This window comes from Bacillus cereus group sp. TH152-1LC (assembly GCF_027710505.1).
Taxonomy (GTDB): domain Bacteria; phylum Bacillota; class Bacilli; order Bacillales; family Bacillaceae_G; genus Bacillus_A; species Bacillus_A mobilis.
In genome coordinates, this window is the sequence record NZ_JAQFNK010000009.1 from 55,213 (window position 1) to 73,896 (window position 18,684).

The window sequence follows — 18,684 nt, forward strand, 5'->3', positions numbered from 1 at the left end:
ATAAGCTGACGTTTTTTTCATATTATTGCGAGTGAGAAGAAGATATGAATTTAAAATATAAATGATCATGAATTGGAATAGCAGCTCCGATTCCTTGTGATGTAATGTTTTTCACGACAAGCCTCTTTTGATTGCCTTTTAATACAAGATATACTTCTCCAAATGTTACTTTTCCTTTTTCATTTACTGCTGGTGTATAAGCGTATAAATATCCAAGTTGACTCGGACTAATATTATACACACGCTCATGCCCTGTACCATAACCAATGGTCGTTTTAAATGAAAGCGGCAATTGTACTTTTTCAAGTGCTTTGAGAAGCATCATTTTTTTCACATCCGCAGTATTTTTCATATCTGCTGTTAAATCACCTTCAACCGTCTTTTGCGTTTCTTGTTTATAGCGTAGCGGATATAAACGATCTCCTCCACGATTATCGTACACATTGCGGTTTACTTGTTTATATTCCCAATTAATCGATGTATCAACCGATTCATAATTCAAAGCCCATTGACCTAAATAAATCTTTGCTCGGTACCCTACCGCAAGCGGCGCATTCGAAATTGTCGTTTCATTAAACATTCGAATTAAGTCCGGATTTTCAATTTTAATATTTGCTGTTTTCAATAGTTCTTGAGCAAACTTACTCGGCTGTAAGCGCGGCAAATCTTGCGCATCATTTGGAAACGTATTGTCTTTAGAAATATTTAAAACAGATGAAGGCATTTTTGTTTCTACCGTTGTCTTTGCAAAACTCATGTTAGGAAATAATAGAATAAACGAGACCATAGTTGAAAGACATATGCTGTATACTCGTTTCACCTGTCTGGCTCCTTCCTACGTAAATGTATATATACTACTTTGTTTATTGTTTTCTCTCAACACAATTGTTATGCCTATTTTTCATAATAAATAAAAACCAATTCCCATAATGACATACGCTGCTAACAAAGTACCTCCTTCAAACCAGTTTGTATCTCCATCATTTGAAATCGCAATCGTTAAGAAAACAGCTGTAATCATAGAAACAAGTTCTGGTATTGTAAATACTAAAGGCATCCTTTGTGCAAAAAACATAGAAAGCAGTACTAATACAGGAGCAACAAACATGGCAATTTGTAACGTAGAACCTATTGCAATCTCAACTGCAATATTTACTTTATTTTTATACGCCATAATAATTGCAGATGCATGTTCCGCTGCATTCCCAACAATTGCAACGATAATAACCCCTATAAATAACTCTGACCAACCAAACGACTTTGCAACTGTCTCAAATGTATGCACAAGCGCCTCTGACACATAAGCTACTGCAATTGTCGCTATTGCTAAAATGAGTAACGCTTTACCTTTCGACCACTCTGGTTCTTCCTCATGAGCTACTTCATCCGTTTTATGTTGATATACACCACGATGCGTAACAAGCTTAAATAGCAGCGCAGCAAGGTACATAATAATCATAATGATAGAAACACCGATACTTAATTGATACGTCTTTCCAGCGTCCATCTTCATTGAAAAAATCTCTGGAATAACAAAGGCTACGACAACAGCAAATATTAATAAAGCTGAATTATGCCTTGCATCATACACATTAAAACTTTGTCTTTTGTATTTAAGCCCTCCTACAAAGAAGGATAGCCCTCCTACTAATAATAAATTTCCAAGTACAGAACCCGTTAAAGAGGCTAACACAACCTCAATTAACCCTGCCTGAAGTGCAAAAATTGAAATGATTAGTTCAACTGCATTACCGAAAGTAGCATTTAATAATCCACCTATTCTAGGGCCAGATACAATTGCCAAGCTTTCTGTCGCCCTTCCCATAAAACCCGCTAATGCGATAATCGTAATACAATACACAGCGAACATAATTGTTTGAGGCCAATGAAGTGTTTTCCCAAGTATAGAAAGTGGTACACCTATAAGCGCTACGATAAGAAATATTTTGTTAAACATGCTTTTCATCCTTCCATCGTATGTATTTCTCCTCGTTATTATTATTATTATTCTTCTCCTAACTTGTCCGATTTCATCACAATTACGTTTAAAAAGTCGGATTGAAGAAAACAGTATGAAAGATATTCAAATTATCTTGTTTAAACGAAGAAAACAATAAATTATGAACAGGGGTTAAAAGCATGCATTTAAAAGAAAAAATTGAAACTATTATTTGTGGTCAACGAACTGGTGTATTATCTACTGTACGTGAAAATAAACCTCATAGTGCCTTTATGATGTTTTTCCACGAAGATTTTGTGTTATATATTGCAACAGATCGAAAATCAAAAAAGATAACAGATATTGAAAACAATCCAAATGTCTATGTACTACTTGGACGAGAAGGAAAAAAATTAGATGAAGATTATATTGAAGTTGAAGGCTTAGCTTCAATCGAGGAAGACTCCACATTAAAAAACAAGTTTTGGAATAACAGCTTAAAACGCTGGTTACTCGGTCCTGAAGACCCTAATTACGTATTAATAAAAATCAATCCCGACACAATTTATTACATCGATGGTGCCGGTACGACGGAGCCCGAGTTTTTACGACTATAAAATAAAATAAGCCCCCTTTAGGTGGGCTTGTTTTGTCGAAAAGTTCTTCTGAAAAAAACAATAAAATAGGTGGAACTTTCTAAAGATTCTGTTATATAATAGCAGTAACTTAAATAAACTGTATTAAAACAGATTGAGAGGAGAAATAAAATTGATGAAAAGAGAAGAACGCAAAAACATGATTGAGTTTATTGAAAAGAAAAAAGGTATTGAGCGTGACGAATTATTGTTTATGACAGACGATGAAGTAGAACATATTTATAATGTAACGTACTTTTTATATGAAGAAATTGCAGAGTAGTATAATAATCCCACCTTATTAAAAATATAAGGTGGGATTATTTCATTATCTATCCAGCCATTTGCGAGGCGGTAAAATCCCACTGATTAAAATTTCACTTTATACTTGAGAATGATTTTCATGTATAATAATGTAAGATTGGAGGAATTTTACTATGAGTTCATGGCTCTTATTCGCACTATTATCAGCAATTGCTGCTGCCCTTGTATCTATTTTCGGAAAGATTGGTTTAGATGGAATCGATGCCAATGTTGCAACAACGGTTCGTTCTATTATTATGGCATTATTTATGGTGGGTGTTATTATTATACAAGGTAAATTTCAAAATATTGGCGACGTACTGCTAAATAAAAAAGCACTGCTCTTTATCACATTAAGTGGGGTTGCAGGTGCTTCGTCATGGCTATTTTATTTTCTTGCCCTCAAAACAGGGAAAGTTTCACAAGTGGCTCCTATCGATAAATTAAGCGTCGTATTTTCTATCATCCTCGCTATGATTATACTCGGTGAGAAGTTAAACTTTATGACTGGCATTGGTGTAGTCTTTATTACAGCTGGTGTACTATTTATTGCTTTCAGCTAAAAAAACCGCTATTAGCGGTTTTTCTTTTTCTTTATGTAAAACCACACAACGCCTGTAACAACTACTGAAATGAATAAAATCCATATTCCATAATGATGTAAACTATACTCAACGAAACGCCACTTCTCTCCTAGCTTCCAGCCAAGTCCAATAAAAACACTTATCCAAATAAGCGCACCACCGTAAGCATACAAACAAAAACGCCAAAGTGTTAAATTCGACACCCCAGCAAAATATGCTGTTAAATGACGTACTCCGGGGATAAAGTAACCAATCATTAAAAGAAATGGACCATATTTTTCAAATAAAATGTGTGTTTTTTCAATATGATGTTCCTTAATTCTAATTTTTGGCCCATATTTTTTTAAAACAGGAAGTCCAAGTTTTAAACCTAATATGTAGCTTAATGTAATACCTAACATCGCACCAGCCATCCCACTTAAAAAAGCAGCCGTTCCTGACATAACTCCTTTTGAAACGTTATAACCAACAAAAGTCAATAAAAACTCATCTGGTATCGGTAATCCGACTATCCCACCTGCCAACGCTATAATAATTCCAAAATACCCATAATGCGCGATTAACTCGCCAATATGTTGTTCCATTCGGAAGACACATCCTATGCACGATCGTTATTCCACATTGTGCCCTTTCTATCTTTCAGACAAACATGGTATACATATTCACTATACATTGTTTTTATAATGAACTCTACTTCTATCCATCCCTTTAATGAACCATTAATCGTGTGCTCGCCTCTCGCCTACTTCTCCTGTATTCACCGCTTTTTGAAGTGATAGTCTCATTATCCATAAATAGCGGGATTAAAAAATAAAAATTCATATGCTTGTTTTTTTGTTACAATAAAGGAAAGTTACTTTTCGCAGCGGTTTAACTCTCAGGAAAAATGATATATCTAGCAAAAACGTAGTTTGGTCGATATAATGCAACTTCTACCTATAAAAAGAACATGCACCCTTTACATACAACATCATTTTTCTAAATTATACAGGGGGAACGAACATGACCATTGAAAATCAATTTATCCAAAAGGTTTACTATAAAACATTTTTAACAGAAGAAACTTCTACTCCAGTATCGGAAGTACTCGGTGAAGCATATATAAATGAATCTACAAACGAATTCTCCAACATTTCTAATATCCGCTTTGCTCAAGGTGAATTTTATTACCAAAATAAAGACTTCGAAGCCGCAATATTTAAATGGGAGAAAGTAAATAACGAACTTGCACTTTGGGCAACCAAAAATATTGCAGATTCTTATTTTGAACTAGGATTCTTGCCAAAAGCAGAAGAAATATATCAATCTATCCAAACGGAAGATACAACTCTTACAATGGAAGTTTCCTTACAACTTCTTTCTCTTTACATCGAACAAGATCGTTTAGGTCTAGCATTTAAGACGATTAGCGAGGCTGTTGCATTTCAACCTGACTATCCAAATATTACTGCAATCGCTCGCTCATTCTATGAAAAACAAGAAGATTGGAATAACGCCATCGAACTTGCCGTTCAAGAAGGAATTCGAACACAATCATTACACTGGTTCGATACTTTAATCAATTATGTGAATCAAGGATTTACGAAACAAATCAAACCAGAATATTTCTATGAATCTTTAAAAGCTTTATATGCAATTGATCAAGTCCAATTTAAAGAACTTGTTATTGCTCTTTGGAACAGCTATCAAAATGAGAACTTGCATCTACCTTGGATTCAAACAATAAATCATTTATTCTTACATATCGAAACAGACAACAATGACGATTGGCATGAAATTATTGAACGCTACCAAGATACGTACTTTGAATTAATTACTGGTGAACATTTCATGCATGAAATGCAGGGACTTGTACCAGATTTATTAACAAATTGGTTTAGTTTAACGAAAGCAAAAGATGCCCTATTTGTCTCTGCTGCAGTGTTAGCATGGAATGAAGTTTCACCTACAACTTTAGAGTCATTACTCGTAAAAAGTGCAGGAGCCCTACTCTCTAATTCAACAGCTGAAAAAAATGTAGATATGGAAACCGTTTCTCATTTATTCGAAACAATTGCTGTATGGGCTGAAAAAAATGATGTGGATTTAAGTCATCAATTTACGTTACTCGTTCATGAACTGTGTGATTTAAATGTTACACAATTACTAATAGCGGGAACTAGTGACCATGATAAATCATCATTCATCAATTCAATATTAGGAGAGAACATCTTAACTGAGACTGTAACAACTCCTATTCTATTTAAAGATGATAGCCAAACTGAAATAACAGAATTCACTGCGTTAGATGTACACAATATACCGAACTTTGATGAATTCCATCAAATAATGGCTACACCTTCCGATTCCGAGTCAGAACTTGAGAAGAAGTGTATAGAAATTAAGTTACCAAGTAGATTTTTGAGAAAGAATAAATTTGCATTCCTTGTTACGCCATCTGTTCAAGGGCAAGTTGATAAAAACAGCTCACATTTTGAATACTTACAAGCAGCAGATAGCCTTATTTACGTATTAAATTCTGCTTCACCATTGCATGGTGAAGAGCTTGATACATTACTTTATTTACGTGAACAAGTGCCAAACTTACAAATTCATTTCGTATTACACACAAATAGTGCGGCCAATAATGAAAAACTAATGAGTAAGATTAAAGTCCACTTCCCGAATGCAAAGTTCTTCCCATACTCTCCGTCACAAGAGAGTAGCCAGCAACTTGGAGACGTGACAGAGTCTATTCTTTCTAATCTAGCAGAACGCGACATAGAACAAGAACGTGTAAAAAAACTAATATGGTTTACGCAAAAAACAATCGCATACCTTATAAATGAACGTGTGGAATTAGAAAATACATTAGTGAAATCAGTACGCTGGAATAAACATATCTCAGTAAAACTAAACGGATTTATTAACAATCTTACTGCTCTTGAAAAAGATAAAATTCGTTCTATTACAGAATCTTATCTTTTAACGAAAGAAGAAATCACACGAGATATCCATTCTCAAATTCCTGAATTATTACAGAGCTGTTCTGACCTTGTTCAAGAAGATAGTGATTTCAAATTAGTTCATGAAGAATTAAATGCTGCAATGAACGAACGCATTCAAAAACATGTACAGCAAGTGCTTCTTCCTAAATTTACTGGATTTATTCAAGAGTGGATTGAAACAGCGCATAATGAATTTATTCAAGCTCAATCTTATTTAGATGAAATGAGTGAAACGTTTAATAAATTATATAAAGAAGAACGTATGAAACTTCCTTGCGATTTTAAATTACTAGATGACTGGCACCGGGATGTTGTACGTATGACAAACCGAATTACAGTATCGAACATCAATATTTTATTACGCTTTACACCAACACAATTTTTCTTAAAGAGTGCGGGAAAACTATTTGGTAACATGCAAAAAAATCAATCTATGCTCGCAAACAAATATAAACAATACATTGAAACGGAAGATTATACGGAAATTGCTCAAACAATCTCAAAACAATTCTTCCTTCAATTTGAAGTATTTGAAGGCGCATTAGAACGAGATATCATGATGTTCTTTAAAGATCCACTTAGCATACTGAAACAAAATGTAGAATCCGCTCAACTTGAAATACAGGAAGACGAGCAAACATTAGCAACGTTAAGAAGCAACCCAGAAACTTATCACGATCCGTTAGCATTCTTTAAACTGCAACTATTGCAGCACAAATTCGTTTTAAGTACGAACAAAAACAATGAAGATGTCTATGAATTTAATGAGTCTCCTACGATTTAACATAAAAAACCAAGCAAATGAAATTTGCTTGGTTTTTTACTTTAATTCATTATTTTCATTTGTTCAAATGGGTAATAAATTGCCGCTAATTCTCCTAATACATCCGCTTTATCAATAAGTCCTAAACCATTTCTACTATCTCTGCTTATTAAGCGATTATCTCCCATAACAAAAATCTTATTTTTAGGAATTGTAATCGGTCCAAAGTCCTCTGTTAAATTCATAAGTTTTTTTTCAGCTTGTTTTTTATTACTATACAAATACGCTTCTTGTATCACTTCATGATTCACATATAATTGATCATTTCTCACCTCAATGACATCACCAGGCAAACCAATAACCCTTTTCACATAAAAATTATCTGTCTTCACAACAATAATATCTTCTCGCCCATAACTTTCAAATTGCTTTGCCAACTTATTAACAATCACCTTATCCCCATCTTGTAACGTTGGCTTCATGGACGCTCCTTTTACAGTCGTAGGAAAAAACAAAAAGATTTTTGCCAAAAGCACCAACAAACATGCAATTGCAATTGTTCCAAAGAATTCACGCCAACGTTTTTTCTTTTGCATCATTCCACCATCTCATCATCTTTTTAATTTTATTATAAGGACTTCAACCACTTAATTTCCACAAAATTTTGAATTGTAAAATCATAATATTGTAAACTTGGAATAACTACCATAAACTTCTTATTTTACATAATTTATATTTATCTCACTATTTGTCGGCAGTAAAACTCCATCTCAAAAATCGGCTGAAGTAAAATAGTAAAAAAGATACGCTCAAAATAGTCTATCTACTATTTTGAGCGTATCTTTTTATATTCCCACATATACAATACACATTTGAGCCGCTACATATGTAAACCAAATCCAAAGTGGTTCATACTTTAATTTGCGCCCTCCAATATCTGTCACGCCTATAATAAAATCAGAAATCACAAATAGTAAACCGCCAAAAGCCGGTATCCACCATATTCCTGTATTTTCATAGTATAAGGCGAATGCAAAGCAAGCCATTCCTCCAACCCACAGTCCGTAAATTAGAGCTCCTATCGTAAACAATTTATCTTGTTTCTCATTTCGGATAAAGAAGAACCATCCTATAATGAGAAAGAGTCCGTATACGAGTAAACCAATCCAAAAACCATTCCATGAGATGCCTGTTTGCAAAAATGCTTTTACATAAAAACAATGTGCAAGCGCGAAAGTAATCATCCCTCCAATTAACCTGTGACCAATTGGAATCAAACCTGCCATAAATAAATCTCCTACAGTTGATAACGTCATACCTAGTGCAACCCACGTACTATACTCCACTGATGGATCTTGTAACCATATCCAAATTGCACTTGCTGTTAAAGAAAAACTAAGAATAAGACGCACCGCTAAAGGTAACGGCATATTATTTCTTGTCTTTTTTGTCTGTCCTATTGCGTACATTGCACCAATTAAAAAAAGAATGATTTGTCCAATTAACACCATGTAAAGTAGATTCATAACATGTTCTCCTCAATAAATGCTTTTTGTATCTTTTTTCGTTATACCTAGTCTATTATCCTTTTTCTATATAAAAAAAGAAGAACAGTACTGTCCTTCCATTGTAATCGTTTTCTTGTTATTTATGCTACTTGTTTTTCTTGCTCTATTTTCTGCTTAGCTGGCGTACGATTCACCACGATAATTCCCGCGGCTACACATGCTAAACCGAATAATACAAATGAATGAATTGCTTCTCCTAAGATCATGCTCGATAATAACACACCAAATACGGGTATAAAGAACATGTACATTGATACTTTTCCAACTTTGTTGTACTTCATAATTGTATTCCAAATACAAAAGCCTGCTGCGGATAAGAAAGATAAGTAGAGAAGCATAAGTATTGCATGTACACTAAATGTAAATGGCATGACTCCAACTTGCAAAGCTCCTATACATAATAGCCCGATAGAACCAAAAATCATTTGGTATGCTGTCATATAGCCAACATCTAATGTTTTGCTACCTTCTTTCGCTAATATGTTTCCATATGAATACAACATTGCTGCACTAAGAAGCAATAAGCTACCGATTCCGAAATGGAATGACAAACTACCATCACTCGGTACATTTACTAAAATAACACCACAAAAGCCGATAGAGACCCCAATTATTTTTCTCATATTGAGAGCGTCATCTTTATATAAAAAGTGAGCGAGTAAAATTTGAAAGAATGATGATGTTCCTGAAATGATAGCTCCTTCAATGCCAGAACTATAACTCATTCCAATATAAAAACATATATATTGAAGAAATGTTTGAAATAAACCAATTTGTACTAACTGCTTCCCCGTTCCTTTTTTGAAGCTCATATCTTTTCCTAACACTTTAAAGAATAATAAGAGCATGACTCCAGATAAAAAGAAACGATAACCAGCAAATAATATTTGCTCCCCAACTTCTTGTGGCTGAATTCCAAGTTCAGCATAACTTAATTTAATAAAAGGGAATGCGCTCCCCCATAAAAAAGTCGCTACTATTGCAGCAATCAGTACGCCAATCGGATGGGTAAAAAATTTCTCTGTCTTCACTTGTTGTCTTCCTTTCCGATCTTTTTATGAACAATATTCATATATACCAAAGGAAGTGTGAAAACACAAGTTTTCAGTTTATACGCAAACAAAAACATATCATCTAACGAAAACATATGCTATACTATAGAATAATTACAACATAATAACTATTAAAATCAGATTCAACAGAAATGCTGCTATCCATTATGGATGGCAGCTTTCGTCGTTTTATAGGGGTTTCGATTTTGATTCTTTTTCTCAATAAGAATTTGGAAGGAGCGAGTAGTAATGAACTCAGAAGTAAAAACATTACAAGTACAAAAGTCTATTTCTCATCCCTCTTTATGGGATACATTAAAGAAACATTATGAACTTATCTTTGCAATCGCATCTGGTATTTTCATTTTAGCTGGTTGGTTATTCACAAAGAACGATGCAATGAATGTAGGCATTACTTGCTATATCCTTGCTTATATAGTTGGTGGATATGCAAAAGCGAAAGAAGGTATTGAAGATACAATTGAAGAGAAAGAGCTAAATGTCGAAATGCTCATGCTCTTTGCTGCTATCGGTGCTGCTATCATTGGCTACTGGGCAGAAGGCGCGATTTTAATCTTTATCTTTGCACTGAGCGGTGCGATGGAATCTTATACATTAAGTAAAAGTCAAAAAGAAATTTCAGCGCTTCTTGATTTACAACCTGAAGAAGCATTACGTATTTCAAATGGAACCGAGGAACGTGTTCCTGTAGGACGATTACAAATTAACGACATTATTTTAATTAAACCAGGTGAGCGTGTTCCTGCTGACGGCACAATTCATAACGGTGAAACAAATATCGATGAAGCTGCTATTACAGGAGAACCTATTCCGAATGAAAAAAAATTCGGTGATGAAGTATTTGCCGGTACTGTAAATTTACGTGGTGCTATCGAAGTGAAAATTACGAAGCCGAGCAATCAAACATTATTCCAAAAGATTATCCGTCTTGTCCAAAGTGCACAAAGTGAAAAATCACCATCACAACTATTCATCGAAAAGTTTGAAGGGACATACGTCAAAGGTGTACTACTCGTTGTTGCACTTATGATGTTCGTTCCTCATTTCTTACTGGACTGGGGCTGGAATGAAACATTTTATCGCGCTATGATCTTACTTGTAGTCGCATCTCCTTGTGCACTCGTTGCTGCCATTACACCAGCAACGTTATCTGCAATTTCTAACGGAGCAAGAAATGGAATTCTCTTTAAAGGTGGCATACATTTAGAACGCCTCGCTTCAGTAAAAGCAATCGCTTTTGATAAAACAGGAACATTAACACAAGGAAAACCTACCGTAACAGATGTATATGTTCGAGAAAATATGACAGAAAAAGAAGTACTTTCTATTACAGCAGCAATTGAAAGTCACTCTACACATCCTTTAGCTGAATCTATTGTTAAATATGCACAACATACGTATAACATTGCAATAAAAAAACCAGAAAATGTTGAAGATGTAACTGGTTTCGGGCTAAAAGGTATATTCGAAAACAAAGCTTATAAAATAGGTAAAGCTGATTTTATCGGTGAAGAAACAAAGACATTTCATAGTGGTATTTCTGCCTCACTTGAAAAAGAAGGTAAAACTGTCGTTTATATTAGTGATGAAGAAGGTATTCTTGGACTTATCGCTTTAAAAGATACACTTCGCCAAGAAACAATAGCTGCTATTCGCGAATTACAAAGCATTGGTGTCGAAGCAATTATGATTACTGGTGATAATGAAGAAACGGCAAAAGCAATTGCCTCTGAAAGTAATATAAAGGAATATTACGCATCATGTTTACCAGAAACAAAAGTTGAAACGATTAAGAAGCTAAAAGAAAAATATGGGACAGTAGCAATGGTCGGCGATGGTATTAATGATGCCCCTGCACTCGCTACCGCGAGCATTGGTGTAGCAATGGGTGAAGGAACGGACGTAGCTTTAGAAACTGCAGACGTTGTACTTATGAAAAACGAATTATCTCGACTTTCCCAAGCAATCCGCTTGTCAAAACGTATGAACCGTATTGTAAAGCAAAACGTAATCTTTTCACTAGTTGTAATTGCAATGCTGATTTGTTCAAACTTCTTGCAATTTTTAGCCCTTCCATTCGGTGTTATTGGGCATGAAGGAAGTACGATTCTTGTCATTTTGAATGGCTTACGATTATTAAAAGGAAACAAATAAAGTGAAACTTTAATCAGTGGGGGTTTTTCTTCATCCCCCACTGATTATTAGTTGAACCAATCGGACTTTTATGGGCAGTTGATCCCCCACCTAACTTCTTTGCTTTCGCTGAATTTTGAGGTGGGGGGCTTACTGCCCATTAAAGCGGGATAAAAACGGGTCCCTCATAGAGGACCCGTTTTTTTAATGGTAGCTATTATGCCCGTTCGCACTACTACTCGTTTTATGCTTTGGATGCGAACTGCTCTTTTGTTTATTGTTATTTTTGTTGTTGTGGTTCTTTTTATTATTACTCATGAAATATCCCCCCTGTTCCCTTTTATTATGGAACAAGAGCTCACTTTTCATTACGGGAATTATTGTCACCCGTTCTATAATGATGGAGTAAACCATTAATTTCACCGCCAAGTAAAATTACCCATCCAGTTAAGTAAAACCATAACATTAAAATAATAATACCACCGAGACCACCGTATGTATTGGCGTAATTCGCAAATTTATCTACATAATAAGCAAATGAGTACGATACCACAATCCATCCTACAGTAGCAAATGTTGCTCCTGAAATGACTTCTCTTCTTTTTAACTTTCGATCTGGTGCAAATGTATATAAAAAACTAAACAATGCGAATAAAACAAAGAAACTCGCTACTAACCGCGTAATACTCCACACGTAAGAAAAACTATCCGATAAACCAATTGCTTTAAATACCGCTGCCCCAATCACTTGTCCAAACACTGGAACAATTAGCGCAAACACAATCATAAAAATGATTGCTAACGTAAACACAATTGATAAAGCTCTCGTTTTAATAAAAGAACGTGTTTCTGTTACATCATACGCGCGGTTAAAAGCATTCATAACCGCATTTACCCCGTTTGAAGCAAACCATAGCATCGATAATAAACCAAATGATAATAAACCACCATTTTGCTCATTTACAACTTTATCAACGTTTACTTCGATTAAGGCCATTGCATCTTCGGGTACGTACGGTTCTAATAAATTGAGCACACTTTCTGTTTGAAGGTCAATGAATCCAAGAAGCGTAATTAAGAAAACAAGCCCAGGAAAAATCGCAAGCAAGAAGAAATAAGCGAGCTGTGCTGCCAAGCCCGCTACATCATCGCGCATCGTTCGGTCATACAAGTCTTTACCAAACGAATAAGTACGATGTCTCCTCACCTTTTCTAAAATTTTTCTCATATATGTTTAAACGCTTTTCTTCTCTTCTTTATCTTGCTTTAACTCAATGTACGCTTCAGTTTTTTTTTCCTCTGCACTTGAGTCTTTCATAAATAATTCACGCGCTTCCTTCATACCGCCATCTTCAGCAACTACTGGCTCTTCCTCTGCTTTCAGCTCATCTACCTTTGTAGATACAGCTTGAATTTCAATCGTTTCTGGCTTCTCTGCTGGCTCAACCTTTTTCTTACTAAAAATTTCTTTCGTTTCTTTTAACGTCTCTACAACAGACGGCGTCAATTTTTTAATTTCTGCTACTTTCGCTTTTACTACATTGAAGTCAGCGAGTTCGCGCCCTTTATCTGTAACAGTTTGCACTTTTTCTTTGATTTTTGCATTTTCGCCGATTTCAATCATCTTTGTTTTTGCTTTTTCCGCAGTATTTTTTACTTTTTCACGGTTTTCCTTCTTCAACATAGATACAGCTACACCTGCAGCTACACCAATCGCAATGTTTCGAGCAATATTATTTTTCTTTGCCATATTCCTTCACCCTTTCATTTCTTATGTTAGAAAGTATTTCTTTCTAAGCTTCCTCATATTCCTTGTTCATTTCGAATGAAAGCTAATAGCTTTGCACACCCTTCTGTTACAAGGTCATATACTTCTTGGAAATTCCCTGTATAGTAAGGGTCGGGAACGTCTGTCCAGCCACCGTCTGGAACAAAATCGGACAGTCTACCAATATAGCCTCCAGTTTTACCTAAACTTTTTAAATCTGCTATATTCTTGTTGTCCATGGCAATAATATAATCAAACTTTGTTAAGTCTTCTTTTTCTACTTGCCTTGCTTTAATTCCTTCAAAAGTGACTGCATTTTCTTTTAAAATTTTTTGTGTTCCTTTATGTGGCGGATGGCCAACATGCCAATCTCCAGTTCCTGCAGAATCAATGACAATTTTCTCTTCGAGTCCCTCTTTTACGACAAGATCTCGAAAAATTGCTTCTGCCATCGGAGAACGGCAAATGTTCCCAAGACAAACAAACAATACTTGAACCATATTTTTGTTTCTTCCCTTCTTGGTGCATTTCTTAATATATACTTATAGTATAAACAACCAATTATTAAATATAAAGGAAATCCCTACTAATTTAATAGGATTGAAAAGATTCATTAACGAAAATGATAAAAAATGTTAAGATAGCCTTATGTTATTTTAAAGGGGGACACTTCGGTGGATTTATCCGTAAAGTCAGAAGAAAACGTTGAATATATGGTCGAAGCTATTAAAGAAAAATTACGTATGGTTAATGCTGGAGCGATGAGAGCTGCTAGCTTTAATGAAGAAATGTACGAAGACTTACGTGACATTTATGATCATGTTATGAAACGTGAAACATTCAGCATTAGTGAAATGCAAGCTATTACAGAAGAATTAGGTACATTAATTAAAAAGTAAGAAGCCTCACTTATGAGGCTCTTTTTTATTTCCAACAAATTCATGACAACTCTTCTCTTTCCCTCAACAAACTGTAAAATATTGTACAATGGAAGTAGAACCTCACCTTAGATTTTTTCTCCATACATACTACTCACAAATAATAGCAACACTACCATTGCTAACTGTTTTTACTGGAGGTGCTTACTTATGAGCAATTGGTACAGTAAGACGAAAGATCAAACGTTAATTGATCTAGAAACAAACGAACAACACGGTTTAACAGATGAAATCGTAAATGAACGTTTAAAGCAATACGGCTCTAATGAATTAGCTACAAAACAAAAACGCACGTTATGGCAGCGGATTTTCGCCCAAATTAATGATGTCCTCGTATATGTCCTTATTATTGCTGCTCTTATTTCAGCCTTTGTAGGTGAATGGGCTGATGCAAGTATTATCGCGCTCGTTGTGGTTTTAAACGCTGTTATTGGTGTCGTCCAAGAATCAAAAGCAGAACAAGCTTTAGAGGCATTGAAAAAGATGGCGACACCTAAAGCAATCGTCAAGCGAAATGGTGAACTAAAAGAAATTCCATCTGAGCACGTCGTTCCCGGTGATATCGTTATGCTCGACGCTGGCCGATATATCCCATGTGATTTACGACTTATCGAAACCGCAAATTTAAAAGTTGAAGAATCTGCTCTAACTGGTGAATCCGTCCCTGTTGATAAAGATGCAATCTCCCACCCTTCCATGCAAAGTGATGAGCAAGTACCATTAGGCGATCAAAAAAACATGGCCTTTATGTCTACTCTTGTAACATATGGCCGAGGCGTCGGTGTTGCTGTTGAAACTGGCATGAACTCACAAATTGGTAAGATTGCTACCCTTTTACATGAAGCAGACGATGATATGACACCACTTCAAAAAAGCTTGGCACAAGTCGGAAAGTATTTAGGCTTTGTCGCTGTAGCTATTTGTATCGTTATGTTTCTCATCGGCTTTTTACAAGGCCGGGATACGTTAGAAATGTTTATGACTGCTATTAGTTTAGCCGTTGCAGCTATTCCAGAAGGGTTGCCAGCTATCGTTTCCATCGTTCTTGCAATTGGTGTACAGCGCATGATTAAACAAAATGTTATCATTCGGAAACTACCAGCTGTTGAAGCTCTTGGTTCTGTCACAATTATTTGCTCAGATAAAACAGGTACGTTAACACAAAATAAAATGACCGTTACTCACTTTTATAGCGATAACACATACAATCACTTAGAAAATTTAAATGTAAATAACGATGCGCAACGCCTATTGTTAGAAAATATGGTGCTATGTAACGATGCGTCTTACGGTTCTGACTCACAAACAGGGGACCCTACAGAAATCGCTCTTCTCGTTGCGGGAAGCACTTTTAACATGCAAAAAGATCATTTAGAAAAGATACATGAGCGTGTTAACGAGATGCCTTTCGATTCCGATCGTAAAATGATGTCAACCGTGCATACATACGATGAAAGCTACTATAGTATGACGAAAGGTGCTATCGATAAGCTTTTACCTAGATGTACCCACATATTTAAAAACGGTAAAATCGAGGGTCTAACAGAGGCTGATAAAACTCAAATATTAGAAGTTGCCGGGTCAATGTCTCAAGAGGCTTTAAGAGTACTTTCATTCGCATTTAAACAATACAATTCAAGCGATGTGGATATAGGTCATCTCGAAGAAAACCTCATCTTTATTGGTCTTGTCGGTATGATTGATCCACCGCGAACTGAAGTAAAAGATTCAATTACAGAATGTAAAAAGGCCGGTATTCGCACAGTTATGATTACTGGTGACCATAAAGATACCGCCTTCGCCATTGCCAAAGAACTTGGCATTGCTGAAGACATATCTGAAATTATGATTGGAACTGAATTAGATAACATTTCAGATACAGAACTAGCAAGCAAAATTGATCACTTACATGTATTCGCTAGGGTCTCTCCAGAACATAAAGTAAAGATCGTAAAAGCATTACGTGCAAAAGGCAATATCGTTTCTATGACTGGTGATGGCGTCAATGATGCACCGTCTTTAAAGCAAGCAGATGTTGGCGTAGCGATGGGCATTACGGGAACAGACGTTGCAAAAGGAGCATCGGATGTCGTTTTAACGGATGATAACTTCTCATCTATCGTGAAGGCTGTTGAGGAAGGTAGAAATATTTATCGGAACATAAAAAAATCAATTCTCTTCCTACTCTCTTGTAACTTCGGAGAAATTATTGCTTTATTTTTAGCCATTTTACTCGGCTGGGCAACACCACTACGACCTATTCACATTTTGTGGGTTAATTTAATTACAGATACACTGCCTGCATTATCACTTGGGGTTGATCCTGAAGATTCAGACGTGATGAAGGAAAAACCACGACATGCGAAAGAAAGCTTATTTAGTGGTAGCGTTCCTTTTCTTATTTTCAATGGAGCTGTCATTGGACTTTTAACGCTGGCAGCCTTTATCGCCGGAGCAAAATTCTATACCGGTGATACAAATTTATTCCCTCTTTTCCCAGAGAAAATTGATGAAGATGCTCTATTACATGCTCAAACGATGGCATTTGTCGTTCTTAGTTTTTCTCAGCTCGTTCATTCATTTAACTTGCGTTCGAGAACGAAATCCATTTTTTCAATTGGGATCTTTACAAATAAATATTTAGTTTTCTCCCTTCTTATCGGTGTTCTCATGCAAGTTTGTATCATCTCCATCCCACCTCTTGCAAATATATTCGGTGTGCATGCATTAACGATGCGAGATTGGGGATTTGTTCTCTTATTAAGTATCATTCCACTTGTTGTGAATGAGATCATTAAATTAGTGAAGAGAAACTAAAAGGCAATGAGGACTGCTCCTCATTGCCTTTTCATTTATTTCACTATTTTTGGGAGATGTCCCCGCTGATTAAAGTTTCAATTTATCCTTGTAATTCTTTTTTAATGTTCTCAGTTAACGTAGCCATTCGTTTGCGGCTTTCTTCACGCTCACGTTTATTTTGTTCTTCAATTTGTTGTGTTTCTTGCATACCTCTTGAAATAATGTTCCAAGTTTCCTCAAGTGTTTCCATCTTAATACTAGAAGAACCAGATAATCTCGCTACTTCCACACTTTGCGTTGCGATATTTTGTGCATTCTTCTTAAGTAATTCATTTGTACGGCGATCCAGTTCAGCCATAGAATCTGCCACTAGCTTTTGACGCTTCGCATTTACCGCTTGAATGATACCATTTTTAAAGATAGGAATCGTTGTAATAAATGCTGTATTGATTTTACCGATTAATTTATTGTTACCACGTTGAATCATACGAATTTGTGGTGCTGTAAGTAACGCAACCATACGTGCTTTTTCTAAATCATCAATACGCTGCTCTAAAATTTCAACAGAGTTTTTCAGTGATTCTAATTCAATACCTGCTAATTGGTCATTGTTACGTACACGCTCTTCATACATCGGAACTAACTCTGTATTTAAACGATCTAATAACATTTCCCCTGCTACTACGTATTTTTCTAAGTCTAAATAATATTTTAAGTTTTGCTCATATAAACCGTCTAACGTACCAATTGATTTTTTCATTTCATCTTGATACTTCGTAATTTCCACATACACTTTATCAATTTCGCAGCCCATCGTTTGATACTTGCTAAAAATTTGTTCAATCATTTTATCCGCTTTTTTGAACATACGTGAGAAGAAACCACTTTTCTCTTCCGCAAAGTCTTTGCTATCGAATCTGTCCATAATTTTACCAAGCTGTTTTAATAATTCTCCAGAGTCTTCTATTTTTGATAAAGACATTGTATGTAAAATTTGATCAGCAAAACGTGAAATTTCCATAGAAGGTTCTTTTCCAAGTTCAATTAATTCTAACTGATCCTTAATATCTACCGCATTATAAATACGTTGCACATCTGCATCTTGTCTAAGTTGCAAGCGAACATCTTGTGCTGTTTGCTCATTTAATTCTGTTTTCGAATCTAGTACGACTGGGTTATTCATATGGTATTCTC

17 protein-coding genes are annotated in these 18,684 nt (G+C 35.5%); 7 read left to right on the plus strand and 10 right to left on the minus strand.

Features of this window, described 5'->3' with window-relative positions; translation table 11 throughout:
- Nucleotides 1-22 precede the first annotated feature (22 nt).
- Together PDL00_RS19995 and cax are read right to left on the minus strand one after the other, a co-directional pair.
- Complete coding sequence (locus PDL00_RS19995) at nucleotides 23-820, minus strand: YfkD famly protein (protein WP_033662157.1); 798 nt, start codon at nucleotides 818-820, stop codon at nucleotides 23-25.
- 81 nt (nucleotides 821-901) lie between these two features.
- Nucleotides 902-1,957 (minus strand): calcium/proton exchanger, encoded by a 1,056-nt coding sequence (cax, locus tag PDL00_RS20000; protein ID WP_242254597.1) that lies wholly within the window; start codon nucleotides 1,955-1,957, stop codon nucleotides 902-904.
- 182 nt (nucleotides 1,958-2,139) lie between these two features.
- Between cax and PDL00_RS20005 the strand changes: the two genes are divergently transcribed.
- The 3 genes from PDL00_RS20005 (at nucleotide 2,140) to PDL00_RS20015 (ending at nucleotide 3,440) form a co-directional block, all read left to right on the plus strand.
- Nucleotides 2,140-2,556 carry a pyridoxamine 5'-phosphate oxidase family protein gene (locus PDL00_RS20005; protein WP_270730831.1) on the plus strand — a complete coding sequence of 139 codons (417 nt, stop codon included), beginning with the start codon at nucleotides 2,140-2,142 and terminating at the stop codon, nucleotides 2,554-2,556.
- Nucleotides 2,557-2,710: 154 nt separating this feature from the next.
- The gene (locus tag PDL00_RS20010; protein ID WP_000817786.1) at nucleotides 2,711-2,857 is read left to right on the plus strand and encodes a BH0509 family protein; all 147 of its coding nucleotides are present in this window, start codon (nucleotides 2,711-2,713) and stop codon (nucleotides 2,855-2,857) included.
- 154 nt (nucleotides 2,858-3,011) lie between these two features.
- On the plus strand, nucleotides 3,012-3,440 hold the full coding sequence (locus tag PDL00_RS20015; protein ID WP_098498942.1) for an EamA family transporter: 429 nt from the start codon (nucleotides 3,012-3,014) through the stop codon (nucleotides 3,438-3,440).
- Nucleotides 3,441-3,451: 11 nt separating this feature from the next.
- On the opposite strand, the gene PDL00_RS20020 is transcribed toward PDL00_RS20015, so the two are convergent.
- Nucleotides 3,452-4,045: a DedA family protein gene (locus tag PDL00_RS20020; RefSeq protein WP_063263194.1), complete on the minus strand. Its 594-nt coding sequence runs from the start codon at nucleotides 4,043-4,045 to the stop codon at nucleotides 3,452-3,454.
- 418 nt (nucleotides 4,046-4,463) lie between these two features.
- Here PDL00_RS20020 and PDL00_RS20025 point away from each other — a divergent pair, with 418 nt between their 5' ends.
- Nucleotides 4,464-7,232 carry a tetratricopeptide repeat protein gene (locus PDL00_RS20025; RefSeq protein WP_270730835.1) on the plus strand — a complete coding sequence of 923 codons (2,769 nt, stop codon included), beginning with the start codon at nucleotides 4,464-4,466 and terminating at the stop codon, nucleotides 7,230-7,232.
- Between the two features lie 41 nt (nucleotides 7,233-7,273).
- Here the strand turns inward: PDL00_RS20025 and lepB are convergent, their stop codons facing one another.
- The 3 genes from lepB to PDL00_RS20040 form a co-directional block, all read right to left on the minus strand.
- Nucleotides 7,274-7,810, minus strand: a complete 537-nt coding sequence (gene lepB, locus PDL00_RS20030) for a signal peptidase I (RefSeq protein ID WP_270730836.1) — start codon at nucleotides 7,808-7,810, stop codon at nucleotides 7,274-7,276.
- A 246-nt stretch (nucleotides 7,811-8,056) separates the two neighbouring features.
- Nucleotides 8,057-8,737, minus strand: a complete 681-nt coding sequence (locus tag PDL00_RS20035; RefSeq protein WP_242254601.1) for a lysoplasmalogenase — start codon at nucleotides 8,735-8,737, stop codon at nucleotides 8,057-8,059.
- A 122-nt stretch (nucleotides 8,738-8,859) separates the two neighbouring features.
- Nucleotides 8,860-9,810 (minus strand): DMT family transporter, encoded by a 951-nt coding sequence (locus tag PDL00_RS20040; RefSeq protein WP_270730838.1) that lies wholly within the window; start codon nucleotides 9,808-9,810, stop codon nucleotides 8,860-8,862.
- Nucleotides 9,811-10,080: 270 nt separating this feature from the next.
- Between PDL00_RS20040 and PDL00_RS20045 the strand changes: the two genes are divergently transcribed.
- Nucleotides 10,081-12,006, plus strand: a complete 1,926-nt coding sequence (locus PDL00_RS20045; protein ID WP_270730840.1) for a heavy metal translocating P-type ATPase — start codon at nucleotides 10,081-10,083, stop codon at nucleotides 12,004-12,006.
- 337 nt (nucleotides 12,007-12,343) lie between these two features.
- On the opposite strand, the gene PDL00_RS20050 is transcribed toward PDL00_RS20045, so the two are convergent.
- Genes PDL00_RS20050 through PDL00_RS20060 form a run of 3 tightly spaced genes read right to left on the minus strand, consistent with a single transcriptional unit; the run spans nucleotide 12,344 to nucleotide 14,253 of the window.
- Nucleotides 12,344-13,213 (minus strand): YihY/virulence factor BrkB family protein, encoded by an 870-nt coding sequence (locus tag PDL00_RS20050; protein ID WP_242254604.1) that lies wholly within the window; start codon nucleotides 13,211-13,213, stop codon nucleotides 12,344-12,346.
- Nucleotides 13,214-13,219: 6 nt separating this feature from the next.
- On the minus strand, nucleotides 13,220-13,735 hold the full coding sequence (locus PDL00_RS20055) for a DUF4075 domain-containing protein (protein WP_242254606.1): 516 nt from the start codon (nucleotides 13,733-13,735) through the stop codon (nucleotides 13,220-13,222).
- 53 nt (nucleotides 13,736-13,788) lie between these two features.
- Nucleotides 13,789-14,253 carry a low molecular weight protein-tyrosine-phosphatase gene (locus tag PDL00_RS20060; protein WP_000250910.1) on the minus strand — a complete coding sequence of 155 codons (465 nt, stop codon included), beginning with the start codon at nucleotides 14,251-14,253 and terminating at the stop codon, nucleotides 13,789-13,791.
- A 174-nt stretch (nucleotides 14,254-14,427) separates the two neighbouring features.
- On the opposite strand from PDL00_RS20060, the gene PDL00_RS20065 reads away from it, so the two are divergent.
- Both PDL00_RS20065 and PDL00_RS20070 read left to right on the plus strand, forming a co-directional pair.
- Nucleotides 14,428-14,652 (plus strand): DUF1128 domain-containing protein, encoded by a 225-nt coding sequence (locus tag PDL00_RS20065; RefSeq protein ID WP_000366196.1) that lies wholly within the window; start codon nucleotides 14,428-14,430, stop codon nucleotides 14,650-14,652.
- Between the two features lie 189 nt (nucleotides 14,653-14,841).
- Complete coding sequence (locus PDL00_RS20070; protein WP_270730843.1) at nucleotides 14,842-17,508, plus strand: cation-translocating P-type ATPase; 2,667 nt, start codon at nucleotides 14,842-14,844, stop codon at nucleotides 17,506-17,508.
- Between the two features lie 82 nt (nucleotides 17,509-17,590).
- On the opposite strand, the gene PDL00_RS20075 is transcribed toward PDL00_RS20070, so the two are convergent.
- Nucleotides 17,591-18,673 (minus strand): toxic anion resistance protein, encoded by a 1,083-nt coding sequence (locus tag PDL00_RS20075; protein ID WP_270730845.1) that lies wholly within the window; start codon nucleotides 18,671-18,673, stop codon nucleotides 17,591-17,593.
- Nucleotides 18,674-18,684 lie beyond the last annotated feature (11 nt).